This is a genomic window from Pseudomonas sp. CFBP 13710, assembly GCF_014842235.1.
Lineage (GTDB): Bacteria > Pseudomonadota > Gammaproteobacteria > Pseudomonadales > Pseudomonadaceae > Aquipseudomonas > Aquipseudomonas baltica.
On the sequence record NZ_JACYVJ010000014.1, the window covers coordinates 1 to 13,535 of the forward strand.

Annotated in this window: 12 protein-coding genes and 2 pseudogenes; 11 read left to right on the forward strand and 3 right to left on the reverse strand. The window is 54.2% G+C overall.

Annotated elements, in window-relative coordinates; all coding sequences use genetic code 11:
- Nucleotides 1-123: 123 nt before the first annotated feature.
- From IFT44_RS19780 to IFT44_RS19790, 3 genes are all read left to right on the forward strand, one after another.
- Entirely contained in the window at nucleotides 124-1,008 is an 885-nt protein-coding gene (locus IFT44_RS19780; protein WP_192052832.1) for a LysR substrate-binding domain-containing protein, read from the forward strand.
- A gap of 95 nt (nucleotides 1,009-1,103) precedes the next feature.
- A complete protein-coding gene (locus IFT44_RS19785) occupies nucleotides 1,104-2,270 on the forward strand; it encodes a pyridoxal phosphate-dependent aminotransferase (protein WP_122797569.1) in 1,167 nt (388 codons plus the stop codon).
- Nucleotides 2,267-3,193: an AEC family transporter gene (locus IFT44_RS19790; protein WP_122797570.1), complete on the forward strand. Its 927-nt coding sequence runs from the start codon at nucleotides 2,267-2,269 to the stop codon at nucleotides 3,191-3,193. Before IFT44_RS19785 ends, IFT44_RS19790 begins: the two co-directional genes overlap by 4 nt.
- Nucleotides 3,194-3,210: 17 nt before the next feature.
- Here IFT44_RS19790 and IFT44_RS19795 read toward each other — a convergent pair.
- A protein-coding gene (locus IFT44_RS19795; protein WP_192052834.1) for an IS3 family transposase occupies nucleotides 3,211-4,373 on the reverse strand; the annotation gives its coding sequence in 2 pieces (ribosomal slippage) (nucleotides 3,211-4,121 and nucleotides 4,121-4,373; 1,164 coding nt in all).
- A 111-nt stretch (nucleotides 4,374-4,484) separates the two neighbouring features.
- Complete coding sequence (locus IFT44_RS21285; RefSeq protein WP_342214300.1) at nucleotides 4,485-4,880, reverse strand: DUF6957 family protein; 396 nt, start codon at nucleotides 4,878-4,880, stop codon at nucleotides 4,485-4,487.
- Nucleotides 4,881-5,038: 158 nt separating this feature from the next.
- Here IFT44_RS21285 and IFT44_RS19800 point away from each other — a divergent pair, with 158 nt between their 5' ends.
- The 8 genes and pseudogenes from IFT44_RS19800 (at nucleotide 5,039) to kefC (ending at nucleotide 13,158) form a co-directional block, all read left to right on the forward strand.
- Complete coding sequence (locus IFT44_RS19800; protein WP_192051330.1) at nucleotides 5,039-5,494, forward strand: helix-turn-helix domain-containing protein; 456 nt, start codon at nucleotides 5,039-5,041, stop codon at nucleotides 5,492-5,494.
- 596 nt (nucleotides 5,495-6,090) lie between these two features.
- On the forward strand, nucleotides 6,091-6,843 hold the full coding sequence (locus IFT44_RS19805; RefSeq protein WP_192051332.1) for an alpha/beta hydrolase family protein: 753 nt from the start codon (nucleotides 6,091-6,093) through the stop codon (nucleotides 6,841-6,843).
- 327 nt (nucleotides 6,844-7,170) lie between these two features.
- Nucleotides 7,171-8,529, forward strand: a complete 1,359-nt coding sequence (gene gorA / locus IFT44_RS19810) for a glutathione-disulfide reductase (protein ID WP_192052836.1) — start codon at nucleotides 7,171-7,173, stop codon at nucleotides 8,527-8,529.
- 444 nt (nucleotides 8,530-8,973) lie between these two features.
- Entirely contained in the window at nucleotides 8,974-9,306 is a 333-nt protein-coding gene (locus IFT44_RS19815) for a carboxymuconolactone decarboxylase family protein (RefSeq protein WP_007252395.1), read from the forward strand.
- 42 nt (nucleotides 9,307-9,348) lie between these two features.
- A complete protein-coding gene (locus tag IFT44_RS19820; RefSeq protein ID WP_192052838.1) occupies nucleotides 9,349-10,455 on the forward strand; it encodes an alkene reductase in 1,107 nt (368 codons plus the stop codon).
- 30 nt (nucleotides 10,456-10,485) lie between these two features.
- Nucleotides 10,486-10,704 carry a tautomerase family protein gene (locus IFT44_RS19825; protein WP_122797573.1) on the forward strand — a complete coding sequence of 73 codons (219 nt, stop codon included), beginning with the start codon at nucleotides 10,486-10,488 and terminating at the stop codon, nucleotides 10,702-10,704.
- A 109-nt stretch (nucleotides 10,705-10,813) separates the two neighbouring features.
- A pseudogene (gene kefF / locus IFT44_RS19830) lies at nucleotides 10,814-11,334 on the forward strand (glutathione-regulated potassium-efflux system oxidoreductase KefF).
- Nucleotides 11,335-13,158, forward strand: a pseudogene (gene kefC / locus IFT44_RS19835) (glutathione-regulated potassium-efflux system protein KefC).
- Between the two features lie 33 nt (nucleotides 13,159-13,191).
- Here the strand turns inward: kefC and IFT44_RS19840 are convergent.
- Complete coding sequence (locus IFT44_RS19840; protein WP_192051340.1) at nucleotides 13,192-13,521, reverse strand: thioredoxin family protein; 330 nt, start codon at nucleotides 13,519-13,521, stop codon at nucleotides 13,192-13,194.
- Between the last annotated feature and the right edge of the window lie 14 nt (nucleotides 13,522-13,535).

Consider the following 13,535-nt stretch of genomic DNA (forward strand, 5'->3'; position numbering starts at 1 on the left):
ACATTTTACAAGGGTGCGCCATTTCGCCGCAGGTACATTGAGCAGGAGCAGAAGGGGTTTCATCCAAACACCACGCATGTCCAGACTGGTAAGCTCGCCCATCAATTCGATGGATGAATGGCTATGTCGCTACGCGCACTTCGAACACTGCTCGCTATTTCCCAGCACGGCTCTTTCGTCAGAGCAGCGGATGCCGTGCACCTCACCCAGTCAGCAGTCAGCCTTCATGTTCGGGCGTTGGAGGAGGATTTCAACGCACTTCTGTTTGATCGTTCAAGGCGGCTGGCGGTGCTCACGGATGCAGGTCATATCGCAGTAGAGCGCGCACGAGAAATCCTATCCCTATACGACGGCATCTCATCCGAGATTGGTGGCGACAGTGAGCTGCGCGGCAGGCTTAGAATCGGCGCCATTCAGACAGCGCTGGCCGGCGTCCTGCCCCATGCGCTATCAGCACTGCGTACCGATCATCCCCACCTGCGAATCACGGTTGCTTCGGGCATGTCCGCAGAGCTGGCTACGCGCGTTGAAGCGGGCGAGCTTGACGTTGCGATCACAACGGAGCCGGTCAAACCGCACCCATATGGTCTGACGAGCACGGCGCTTTACGAGGAGGGATTCTGGATTATCGCGCCGGTGTCACTTGCTCTTCAAGACCTGCAGTTGCTGCTCAAAAGCCAGCCGTTCATTAGGTTCGACCGCCGCGCCTGGGCAGGTCGAACCATTGAGCGCGAGCTACGCGCTATGAAGCTGCGCGTGCAGACTAGCATGGAGCTAGATAGTCAAGATGCAATAATAAAGATGGTTTCGAATGGACTTGGCATCTCCATTATTCCGCTTGCTCAGCATCAAGTCGAAAGCCTAACGACACTGACCATCGCGCCGTTCGGCACGCCGCAAAAAACCAGGCGCGTCGTGTTGCTGGAGCGTGAAGACCGTCCACTTGGACGGTTGGCTTCAGCACTGGCGAACGCCGTGAAGGCGCATCTGCCAAAAACTGACCTATGAGAAAAACTTGTTGATTTCTGAATTTTAAGTCGTTTTTATTTTAGAGTCGAACTTCTTATCGTGGTGCCTATCTTGATGATTCGCTGAGGGGCACCATGATCATTTCATCTACCGACACCACTTCGTTGCGGTCTCCTATCTTAATCATGGCTGAGCGCGCCGCGCTGATACGCGCTCAGGGCAGGGATGTCATCGACCTGACATTGGGAGAGCCGGATTTCAACGCGCCGCCCCACGTGCTTGAGGCTGCGCACGCCGCGCTTGAAGGTCGCCTTACTTACTCACCTTCGAACGGTATCGAACCGCTTCGTTACGCGATCCGTATGCGCATGAAAGCCATTCGAAACCTGGATTACTCAGACGATCAGGTGGCAGTCGGCTGTGGCGCGAAGCAGATCATTTACAACGCTTTCCAAGCGACATTAAAACAGGGGGATGAGGTCATCGTTCCTGCGCCCTATTGGGCAAGCTATCCCACCATGATCAAAATGTGTGGCGCGCGACCTTTGATGGTGCCTACTACCCTAGAAGCCGGTTATTGCCTCACCGCAGAGGCTTTGGATGCAGCGCTTCGTGTGGCAAGGTCGCCCAAATGGGTCATCTTGAACGCGCCCGGTAATCCTTCAGGATCGCTCTACTCAAGCCAGCAACTGTCAGACATCGCTGAAGTCCTGCGCCGATACCCAGGAGTGATGGTGCTTTCAGATGACATCTATTCAGAAATTCGTTACACGGATGATGTATATCAGACCTTGGCGGCGGTGGCACCTGATTTGACTCACCGTATTTTGATCGTAGATGGCGTGTCCAAAGTCTACGCAATGACCGGCTGGCGGGTAGGATGGGGATGTGGGCCAACGCCATTGATCACGGCCATCAATTCGGTTCAGTCACAGAACTGTACTCAGACCAGCACTCTGAGCCAAGTGGCGGCGGTGGCTGCGTTGACTGGGCCTCAGACACTGGTGAAAGAGCGAAATGCTATTTATCGCCAGCGGCGTGATGCTGCTCTGAATGTCTTCGAGGCCTGCGAAGCGATTGATGTCGCGTGTCCGGAGGGTGCGTTTTACCTGCTACCTCGGATCAGAACGATCAAAGATGATCAGGCTTTCGCACTAACCCTACTCGAAGTAGGCGTAGCTACCGTTCCAGGTAGCGCATTCGGTATGCCGGGGCATCTCAGGCTTTCATTCGCCCTTGATGAGTCAGTTCTGATTGAGGGCTGTGAACGGCTGGTTCAGAAAATCAAGGCAAGCGCATGACGCTCTCTTTGCTGACAGCTTTGTTGCCTATCGCATTATTGATCGTGTTAGGCGCATGGCTCAAACGTAGTCAATTCTTGGCAGATAACTTTTGGGCGCAGGCAGAGCGCTTGGCATATTACGTACTGCTTCCCTCTCTTTTTTTTCACGGGCTGGCTACAGCTAAGCTTGATGGGGTGCCCTTTCAAGGCATGGTCTCTGTGCTCATCGTATCGACTGTTGTGGTATCGCTGATGTTAGTAAGCGCGCGAGCGCTCATCACCACAAACGATGCGGCATTCACCTCCATATTCCAGGGTGGTATACGTTTCAACAATTACGTGGGCGTGTCGATAGCGGCGGGATTATTCGGTGTTCAGGGCATTGCCCTGGCAGCCGTTGCGAACGCGGCGATAGTGCCCACAGTGAATATCCTGTGCGTGTTGGTCTTTGCGAAGTACGGGGCGGGTGGCAGGATGCCATTGAGCAAAGTCCTTAAGCAATTGGCTCTGAATCCGCTGTTGCTGTCGTGCTTGGCTGGTGGGTTGATCCAAGTGACAGGTTTGGGACTGCCCATCGGTGTTGAGCCAGTGCTCAAAGCGTTGGGCCAAGCGTCACTCCCTCTAGGTTTACTCTGCGTGGGCGCCGCGCTGGAGTTCGGGAGCATGAGGCAGTGGCTGCGCCCAGTTGGCTATTCGTCACTGGTGAAGTTTTTAGTCATGCCACTGGTCACGCTTGGAGCTTGCCATTTGTTCGGGCTGGAAGGAAAAGCTGCCATCGCAGCACTGCTGTTTCAGGCGCTCCCCACTGCTTCATCGTCCTACATCATGGCGCGGCAGCTAGGTGGAGATGCACCGCTTATGGCCGGAATCATTGCTTGTCAGACCCTGCTGGCGGGAGTGGCCCTTCCCATCGTTATCCTTGCGGTGACCCAGTGGGTTTGAGCCTCATATTGTAGTGGTCAACAATTCCCGGACACTAAATTGAGTTTTTCCTCAGCGACCGCAGGCGCTAGCCCTTCGTTGAACTGATGCGGTCGCCGCCAGTTGTATCGCTCCATCAGGAACCGGCCGATGTCCTGTTGCGCTAGCGCAGCGCTCATGTAGCCCACCGTCGGTATCCATTCAGTTTTCAGGCTGCGAAATAGCCGCTCCATCGGCGCGTTATCGTGGCAGTTGCCGCGCCGACTCATGCTCTGTGTGAAGCGGTATCGCCATAGTCTTTGGCGGAAACTCCTGCTGCCATACTGGCTGCCCTGATCGCTATGAAACATTACGTTTTGCGGCCTGCCACGCTGCTCGTAAGCCATGTCCAACGCCTTGATCACCAAGTCGGCGTCGGGCTTGGATGAGAACGCCCAACCCACAACACGGCGGGCACAAAGGTCGATGACAGCCGCCAGGTAGTGCCATCGACCCTCAGCCCAAACGTACGTAATGTCACCGCACCAGACCTTGTTCGGGGATGTAACGTTGAAGCCCCGATCAAGCACGTTCGGAATATCAGGCCGCTCCACAGTAGCCTTTTTGTAGGCATGTGAGCCCGGCTGTTTGCTGATCAAGTTCATCTCGCGCATCAACCTACGTACCTTGAATCGCCCGATCTGCATGCCGTCCTCTTTCATCATCAGCATGATGCTTCGGCTGCCCGCAGCGCTTCGGCTTTGCGTGAACAGCTCGTTCACGCGACTACGCAAAACCACCCGTTCGGCATCCGGATACCGACGTTTTCGGCAGTACGCGTAGTAGTAAGATCGGGTTACTTCAAATACCGAGCACAACAGATCAATCGGCTCTTGAGCCCGCAGTTGATCGATTAACGCGAACGCTCGTGTTCCTCGGCCATCAAGAGCGCGGTGGCCTTTTTTAAGATCGATTTTTCCCGTTCTAGCCGATTGATACGGGCTTCGAGTTCCTGGATTTTTTGCTGCTCAGGCGTCAGGGCTTTGCTGGTCGGAGTAACACCGCCACGCTCCTGCTGGAGCTGGTTCACCCAACGACGCAGAGCCGACTCAACCAGCCCAAGCGAACGGGCTGCTTCGGTATGGCTGTAGCCTTGATCGAGCACCAGGCACGCCGCCTCGCGCTTGAACTCAGGGGTAAAGGTACGACGTTGCTTGGTCATCAGACACCTCTCTGTGGCGAGCATTCTCGCCTAAATGGGTGTCCGGTTTCATTAGACCACTACAAACATCGTCTTTCTCGAGTGATGCAGGCCCGCCTAGCGCGCCTGCGATTAACATAAGCCAAATATTGTCTTTAGCGAGGCCCTCATCTCGCGCCCTTCGCCTACCAGCACGTAAACGGTGTTCCGCGTCTCAAACAGGCAAACACCGTCGAAAGATTTGCACAGAGTTGAGCGCACCCATCCTCCTGGGGGAAATCGGCCTTGTTGGTCATGGATCACGCAATGTGCGTACATGAACATCGGTTGCAGGCCTGTGGCTCGTACCTTCGCGAGCGACTCGGGAGACTCGTCGACGTGAAAAATGAGCCAATCCTCGACGAGGCAATACGACTTGCGACCGAAGCGATCCTCCACCAACGCTTCGATTTCGGCCGTGGGTAGCTGAGTTCCGAAAGAGGAAATCTCCCCCTCCCGAAGCAGTCCAGGATCTGAAGAATTACCCATAAATTGCAGCTCCTAAAAACAGCGGAGAGAAATGGAGCTTCCACCGGGCGCTAATCAGCCAGCGATTACGGCTAAAAGACCATCGCCATGACTATATACATTTGTTTGGCCTCAATCAAACCCGGCATACCGTCCTCTTTTTGGGAGGGAATTGTCTGATGTCATTGCGCAAGGCTTACGCGGCGACGTTGCAGTGGCTGAGGGTGAGGCGTGGTTTATCGCAGGCTGATTTTCAGGATAAAGCTGATCAAGGTCACATCAGTCGGCTGGAAGCCTCGTCGGTCTCAGCCAGCGTCGATCTCAGTGCAGATCTAGCTCAGGCTCTTGATCTTCGGCCTTTGTCGTTTCTGACGCTTGTGGCTGCGGCGGATGAAGGTAAAACAGCGCGCTCCGCCCTGGAAGAAGTCCTGGCCGAATTGCACCAGCTCGGTGTATTGGACGAGTTTCTGCCACGTGAGCCTCAAACGCTTACCCCTCCTCAAACAGCGGCGGTGGAAGGAAAACTGAGACAGGTACAGGAACTGAAGCGCGCAGGGCTTTCGCAAACTGAAATCAGCGTGCAGCTAGGAATGCCCAGAACCACCGTTCGGCGACTGTGGCATGCTCAAAATTGATTGCTGCGAACTGATCGCATAGCTCCTATGGGGTCACTACTCCGACCATTACATTTGTCATGATCCCAGCACGGTATCAACGCCGCTGATTCTGTGGTGAGCTAATGATTTAGCCACGAGGCAGGCGGTAACTGCCGATTACCAGCCCCGCGTCGCGAGGCGGTGAGTTCCATCGAGTGACCTACATCGCCCGAAGGAACAGGTGGTCTCACAATAGTGAGTACCTGCTAGCGAAACCTCAGACCCCCGCGTTTCGCGGTGTAGTACGGCAGAGAATCTTCTCTCCGCGATTGCGATCCCGCCCCACGCAAAACTGATATTGGCTTCAGGCGCACCTGTCAAAACAGGGCGCGCGAATCAGCAAGACGTTTGACAGCTACCCCCCCCTGCACATTTTTTTCAAAACTTTCAGAAGTTCCTACTCCGCCCGGAGGAGACTGGAAATCTAGACGGACGCATTGATACCCTACCAACTGAATGGTAGCCTTTCAGCGGGCGGCCTATACTGACGGTCAAAGCCTTTTACGCCTCGGACGCATTAGTCATGCGGCGGTTCAGCCTGAGAGCGGAGGCCTACGTGCTAAGGAAGACTCCCTATGAAAAAGCAAAAGATCACGTTCCAAAACCCCCAAGGCATCAGTCTATCTGGCCTGCTTGAAGCCCCCGATGCGCCTAGCGCATACGCTTTGTTCGCCCATTGCTTTACGTGCGGAAAGGATATCAAAGCCGCAGCGAGGATTTCGAAAGCTCTGGTCGACAATAACGTGGCAGTGCTTCGCTTCGACTTTACTGGCCTAGGTGGTAGTGATGGTGACTTTTCGAATAGTAACTTTTCATCCAATGTAGCCGACCTAGTCGCGGCGGCTGATTTCTTGCGTACGACGTACCAGGCTCCCTCCATATTGATTGGTCATAGTCTGGGCGGTGCGGCGGTCATCTCTGCGGCTAAGCACATCCTGGAAGCAAAGGGAGTTGTCACCATTGGGGCACCCGCAGAAGCTGCCCATGTAATGAAACAATTCAGGAGAGACGTTGACGCGATTAGGGATATTGGTGAATTCAAAGTTACGCTCGCAGGACGAGAGTTCACGATAAAGAAGCAGTTCCTTGACGACATCGAATCGCAGCAGCAGGATCAAAACATCGCCAACCTGCAGCGCGCATTGCTTATTTTCCACTCACCAGTAGACAACGTTGTATCGATAGAGCAAGCGCAGAAGATCTATCTCAAAGCTAAGCATCCAAAAAGTTTCATCTCATTGGACTCAGCAGACCACCTGCTTACCAACAGCAAAGACGCAAGCTATGTAGCGTCATGCATTACAGCGTGGAGTTCGAGATACTTGTAGGACGCATTTTATTACCTTAAATCCTATAGAGGTTAATTCTATTCGGTATTGCTCAATACTGGCTCTGAAAGCAGCTAGAGAAAGAGAGAAAAAACAACCGTTTTGTTGTGACAGTGAGTTCGCGCACCGCCAACAGGGCAGTGATGACAGCAACCTTTGGCCGAATATTTTTCTGTCGATTGTAGTCGTCTCGCTTACTGCAGCGTTAATAGCCGATCTATGGAAGCAGTAGCGCGGTTTTAAAATTAATTTAGTTGACCTTTAAATCAGCCAGCACCACTTGTCATACAGACTGTGAAATGGTGCCAACCCATTCGGAGATTATCTATGTCTTACGACTTTGATCTATATGTAATCGGCGCAGGTTCTGGTGGCGTGCGTGCTGCTCGCTTTTCTGCCGGATTTGGCGCGAGGGTGGCAGTGGCCGAAAGTCGTTACTTAGGCGGTACGTGTGTGAACGTTGGTTGCGTGCCGAAAAAGCTACTGGTTTACGGCGCACATTTCGCCGAAGACTTCGAGCAGTCGCAGGGCTTTGGCTGGACTCCTGGTGACGCGAAATTTGATTGGGCGACGCTGATCGCCAACAAAGATCGTGAGATCAATCGTCTGAACAATATCTATCGCGATCTGCTGGTCAGCAGCGGCGTCACCCTCCATGAGGGACACGCGAAAATCGTTGATCCGCATACCGTCGAGGTCAATGGCGAGCGCTTCACGGCTAACAACATCCTGATTACTACCGGTGGCTGGCCAAAGATCCCCGAAATCCCCGGTCACGAGTACGCGATCAGCTCCAATCAAGCATTCTTTCTCAAAGGTCTGCCCAAGCGCGTTCTTGTAGTCGGTGGCGGCTACATTGCCGTTGAGTTTGCCGGGATCTTCCATGGCTTAGGTGCCAGCACCACGCTGATGTATCGCGGTGATCTGTTCCTGCGCGGCTTCGACGGTACGGTACGCAAGCATTTGCAGGAAGAGTTGACCAAGCGTGGGATGGATCTGCAATTCAATTCCGACATTGTGCGTATCGACAAGCAACCTGACGGCAGCCTGAAAGTAACCCTAAAGGATGGTCGGCAGCTTGAGACAGATTGTGTCCTCTTCGCTACGGGTAGACGCCCGATGCTCGACAACCTGGGCTTGGAAAATACGGGTGTAAAACTAGACGAAAGAGGTTTTGTTGAGGTTGATGAGCTATATCAAACTGCTGAGCCGTCAATCCTAGCTTTGGGAGACGTGATAGGGAGAGTCCAGCTTACGCCTGTCGCACTGGCCGAGGGTATGTCAGTGGCACGTCGCTTATTCAAGCCTGAGCAATACCGTCCGGTTGACTACCAGATGATCCCGACGGCAGTCTTCAGCCAGCCTAATATCGGAACTGTCGGGTTGACCGAAGAGGAGGCACGTGAGGCAGGGCACGAGGTAGTAATCTTTGAAACCCGCTTCCGCCCTATGAAACTGTCGTTGACCGAGTGCCAGGAGCGCACGTTGATGAAGCTCGTGGTGGATGCCAAGTCCGATAAGGTTTTGGGCTGTCATATGGTAGGCCCTGATGCCGGAGAGCTTGTGCAGGGGTTAGCGATTGCGCTGAAGTCGGGGGCGACCAAACGCATTTTCGACGAGACCATCGCTGTGCATCCGACATCCGCTGAAGAATTTGTCACCATGCGCACCCCGGTTGGAGGCTGATCGGTTTCAGGCAGTTTTTATGCACTCAGCTCTGTCGCAATGGCAGCAGCTGGGTGTAAACGTTTGCCGCGCCGTCTCGCCGTGGACGACACGCACCTGAGCATGGTTGTCCCCAGCTCCGTACAAAGAATCTCAACCTTGATACGGCAAGCTTTATCCCCCAAGCATTCGGCACATGCATCCATTCGAGCGGGCGCGCTGCTTTTTCCAACCAAATAAGATTCTCATCCTTAGAAAGGCTACCTATAGGTAGGCAGTTTTATTTGGAAGAATCTTCCAACCAATCCTAGAAAATCCCGTACCGAAATTGTCACCAATATCTTGTCGAGTGACATGATTTTCTAATGATCTGTTGAAAGCCTACCAACTAGATGGTAGCGTATATCCAGATTCAGAAATCACCCACGAACCTGCAGGGCGTTGAACGCCCACGTGAGAGCCCCCATGCAAGATTGGAAGCAAACCCGCAAAGACATCAACACTCGTCTGGTAGAGCTGAACGGCCTTTCCCCTGAAACCATGAAGGGCATGGCTGCTCTCGGTGCTGCCGGCAGCAAGACAAATCACCTGGATGCGAAAACTCGCGAACTGATCTCCCTCGCAGTAGCTGTGACAACCCGGTGTGATGGCTGTATTGCATTCCACGCAGCGGAAGCCAAAAAGCTCGGTGTTACCAGCGAAGAAGTGGCCGAAGCACTGGGCGTAGCCATCAACATGAACGCCGGTGCCGCTCTTGTCTACAGCACCCATGTACTCGACGCTTTCGATAAGTCCTAAGCATTACGCAGACTTTCCTCTTAGACGATTTCGAGAGCAATCATGAATGAGCTGTTCACCCCTTACGATTTGGCCGGTATCCCGCTAAAAAACCGCGTTGTCATGGCGCCCATGACCCGCACCCGAACGTTGAACAACATTCCAAATGAATCGAACGCGCTGTACTACGCGCAACGTGCTTCTGCTGGCTTGCTGATCACCGAAGGCCTGCCCATCTCCGATGAGGCTCGTGGCTATCTGTACACCCCTGGTATCTACGAGGATGTGCATCTGCCGGGTTGGCGGAACGTGACTGACGCGGTGCACGCCAAAGGCGGGAAGATTTTTGCACAGCTCTGGCACGTTGGCCGCATGTCCCACGTGTCTGTACATGGCATGGCGCCCGTGTCTTCGGGCACGGTGTCTGCGGTGGATACCACGGTGTATGCCTGGATCGAGCCCGGCAAATCTGGCCCTGTACAGCCTAGTGCGCCACGCGCCCTAGAAACCGAAGAAGTAAAACGCGTCATCGCGGACTTTGTTAAGTCTGCGCGTATGGCGATGGATGCCGGTTTTGACGGTATCGAAATCATGGCAGCCAACGGCTTCCTGTTCGACCAATTCCTGAGCAGCGCCTTGAACACTCGTACTGATCAGTACGGTGGCTCCATTGCGAACCGTCAGCGCTTCCTCCTGGAAACGATTGACGCGATTGCAGCTGAAATCGGTGGATCGAAAATTGGCGTGCGTTTCTCTCCGTTCGGTCGACTGTACGACTTCGGTGTGTACGAAGGCGAAGAAGAAACCTGGATGAGCATGGCGGCTGCCCTCAACGAACGAGAGCTGGCATTTGTTCACCTGAACTACCAGCCGACCATCCTGGCCGCGCAAACACCACCAGGTTTCGGCGCTGCGTTCCGTGAAGCTTACAAAGGCACCTTGATGGCTGCTGGCGGCTTCACCAAAGAGATCGCAGAGTCTGAGCTGGCCAAAGGCGAACTCGACCTGATCGCTTTCGGCACCGCCTACATCGCCAACCCGGATCTGGTAGAGCGCATGCAGAACGATTGGCCGCTGGCCGAGGGTGATCGCGAGACCTACTACGGGGTTAGCGATTCCATTGATAAGGGTTACACCGACTACCCGGAATACTCAGCTGCGAAAGCCTAATACTCCCGTTCAAGACCTTAGGAGAACACCATGCCACTCGTGACTATCAAAGGCATCGAAGGCGTTTTTACCGACGAGCAAAAAGCAGAGGTCATTCGCAAGGTAACCGACGCTATGGTGTCGGTGGAGGGCGAAAACATGCGTGCCCTGACCTGGGTCATTTTCGAAGAGGTTAAGAGCGGAGACTGGGGCATCGCTGGCAACCCCGTGACTGCACAGGATGTTTTGAAGCTGCAAGCAGGTCAATAAGGCTTCATCGCTTAACTACTAGCTCCCTGATTGCTGAGTGCATCTACGCTCAACGGTCAGGGGGCTTTTTCCGTTCTAAAAGAACGCCCAGCTTGTGGGGGATCACGCCGTGATTCTGATCATTTACGCCCATCCTTACCCTGAGAAATCCAACGTAAACGAGCTGATGCTCAGGTTCACAGCAACTAATCCTAATGTTGTAATCCGCTCCCTGTACGACCTTTACCCCGATTTCAATATCGACGTTGAAGCCGAGCAAAAGGCCGTGGAGCAAGCAGACCTGTTGGTTCTCCAACACCCTCTATATTGGTATAGCTACCCGCCACTTTTGAAGCTGTGGATCGATAAGGTCTTCACGCAGGGCTGGGCCTACGGTGCGGGCGCTACTGCGTTGAAAAACAAGAGTCTGCTGTGGGCCGTAACCACGGGCGGAGAGCACGATCATTTCAAGGCGGCGACCACCCAGGCTTCGCGGTGTTGTCCCAACCCCTTCAGGCGACCGCGAACTACTGCGCGATGAACTGGTTGAGTCCTGTAGCAATTCACGGCGCATACAGAGCAGATCAAACTGCACTACTCAAGCAAATTCGTCGTTACGGCGAGCGCCTGGCCTCATGGAAGGAAGACTGAATGGAAACCCACAGCCTGATTGAAATGCTCATCTACCTAGGCTCGGCTGCTTTGATAGTCCCGATTGCCGTCCGGTTGGGATTGGGGCCTGTTCTAGGCTACCTGATAGCCGGCTGCGTGATCGGCCCCTGGGGCTTGAAGCTCGTGACTGACGTCGAGTCCATCCTGCACTTCGCCGAAATTGGCGTGGTCTTGATGCTGTTCATCATTGGTCTGGAACTCGACCCCAAGCGTCTTTGGGCAATGCGCCGTATGGTCTTCGGGGGCGGCGCGTTACAGATGCTGGCGTGCGGTATTGCCATCGCAATATTTTGCGCAGCCCTAGGCTTGAACTGGACGGCTGCATAGCTGGTCGGCCTGACGCTGAGCCTGTCGTCGACTGCTATCGCCATGCAGGCCATGAGCGAGCGAAACATGAACTCCACCGCTGTAGGTCGTAGCAGCTTTGCGGTGTTGTTATTCCAGGACATCGCAGCGATTCCCTTGGTGGCAATGATTCCACTGCTGGCCGCAGATGGTGGTACGCCCTCAGGGGCAGCGCTGGCCCTGTCTATCGCCAAAATCGTCGGTGCAATTGTCGCAGTGGTTCTCTTGGGTCAGTACGTCTCTCGGCCCGTCCTTCGCTTCGTAGCGCGCTCTGGCCTGAGAGAAATCTTTAGCGCCGTCGCACTGTTCTTGGTGTTCGGGTTTGGCCTCTTGTTGGAAGAGGCGGGCTTATCCATGGCCATGGGCGCTTTCCTAGCCGGCGTCCTGTTGGCCAGCTCGGAGTATCGTCATGCACTGGAGAGCGATATCGAACCTTTCAAAGGGCTGTTGCTGGGTTTGTTCTTCATCGGCGTGGGTATGTCGATTGACTTCGGAACGCTGATCGACGCCCCTCTGAAAGTCATCACCCTGACGTTGGGCTTCATCCTGATCAAGCTACTCGTGATCAAGCTTTTGGGTCGATTCCTGAATGTCCCAAATGACCAGCGTTCATGGCAGGCGGTATTTCTCGGTCAAGGCAGTGAGTTTGCCTTTGTCGTATTTAGTGCCGCCACGGTCGCCGGAATCCTAGTCGACCCTTGGGGTAAAAGCTTGACGCTGGCGGTGGCGCTGTCCATGGGTGTAACGCCTTTATTGATCCTCTTGCTCAATCACCTGGAGTCAGCGAACAAACAGGGCAGCAAGGAAGCGGACACCATTGACCAAAGTAATCCTCGAGTGATCATCGCCGGCTTCGGAAGATTTGGTCAGATCGCGGGACGTCTGCTGATGTCCTGTGGTTTCGAGGTAGTGGTCTTGGATCACGACCCAGACCACATCGAGACACTTCGCAAGTTTGGGGTGAAGGTATTCTACGGGGATGCCACTCGTCTCGATTTACTGCACGCTGCGGGTGCCGCACAGGCCGTGGTGCTTATCAATGCCATCGACAATCAGGAAGATAACCTGGCACTGACCAAGCTGGCCCAAGAGCATTTTCCATCCTTGAAGCTGGTCGTGCGCGCTCGTGATATGGGACACATCATCACGCTGCGTCAGATGGGTATTGAAGACGTAGAGCGAGAGACCTTTGAAAGCGCACTTTCTCTCGGGCGCAGAGCTTTGGAGCAACTAGGGATAGGACGCTACGAGGCCCGTGAGCGTGCGGATCGGTTCCGCCGTCTGAACCTGGAAATGCTGGAGGAGATGGCCGCTCAACCCGATGAGGATACCGACTTCAGATACGACGCTTACAAGCGAGCGAACGCTTTACTAACTGAGATCTTCAATGAGGATCGCGCTCATCCAATTGACGCTGGCCCAGGTAAAAACGAGTCTTCGACATCACCAGGTGCATAGGCGACCAGACTGATGAGCATGGAGGACGCCCGATTAGCTGGCGTCTTCCAGCTCAGCGATGATCGCTTTCTTCAAGGCTGAGACCGATTTAGACCCTGCGAAGACTTTCAACAACCGGCCTTCGTTAAACACGGCCAAGGACGGCACAGAGCGGATGCCGTACATCTGCGCAATCGTCGGAGACACAGCGATATCAATCTTCCCAAAAGATGCTATCGAATGGAGTTTTGCTTCGAGCTCAAGAAAGACCGGCCTCATTTCTTTACAGGGTTTGCACCAAGAGGCGGAGAACATAACGACACTGCTGCCTTTGGCTACGAAGCGAGCAAATTGGGGAGCACTCAACTCAACGATACGGCTCATCTGGGTCTCTCGTT

Excerpts from the sequence above, each read along its gene's own strand:
- IFT44_RS19780 (WP_192052832.1), top strand. The coding sequence starts at position 124 with ATGTCGCTACGCGCACTTCGAACACTGCTCGCTATTTCCCAGCACGGC.
- gorA (WP_192052836.1), top strand. The coding sequence starts at position 7,171 with ATGTCTTACGACTTTGATCTATATGTAATCGGCGCAGGTTCTGGTGGC.
- IFT44_RS19805 (WP_192051332.1), top strand. The coding sequence starts at position 6,091 with ATGAAAAAGCAAAAGATCACGTTCCAAAACCCCCAAGGCATCAGTCTA.
- IFT44_RS21285 (WP_342214300.1), bottom strand. The coding sequence starts at position 4,880 with ATGGGTAATTCTTCAGATCCTGGACTGCTTCGGGAGGGGGAGATTTCC.
- IFT44_RS19800 (WP_192051330.1), top strand. The coding sequence starts at position 5,039 with ATGTCATTGCGCAAGGCTTACGCGGCGACGTTGCAGTGGCTGAGGGTG.
- IFT44_RS19840 (WP_192051340.1), bottom strand. The coding sequence starts at position 13,521 with ATGAGCCGTATCGTTGAGTTGAGTGCTCCCCAATTTGCTCGCTTCGTA.
- IFT44_RS19820 (WP_192052838.1), top strand. The coding sequence starts at position 9,349 with ATGAATGAGCTGTTCACCCCTTACGATTTGGCCGGTATCCCGCTAAAA.
- IFT44_RS19815 (WP_007252395.1), top strand. The coding sequence starts at position 8,974 with ATGCAAGATTGGAAGCAAACCCGCAAAGACATCAACACTCGTCTGGTA.
- IFT44_RS19825 (WP_122797573.1), top strand. The coding sequence starts at position 10,486 with ATGCCACTCGTGACTATCAAAGGCATCGAAGGCGTTTTTACCGACGAG.
- IFT44_RS19790 (WP_122797570.1), top strand. The coding sequence starts at position 2,267 with ATGACGCTCTCTTTGCTGACAGCTTTGTTGCCTATCGCATTATTGATC.
- IFT44_RS19785 (WP_122797569.1), top strand. The coding sequence starts at position 1,104 with ATGATCATTTCATCTACCGACACCACTTCGTTGCGGTCTCCTATCTTA.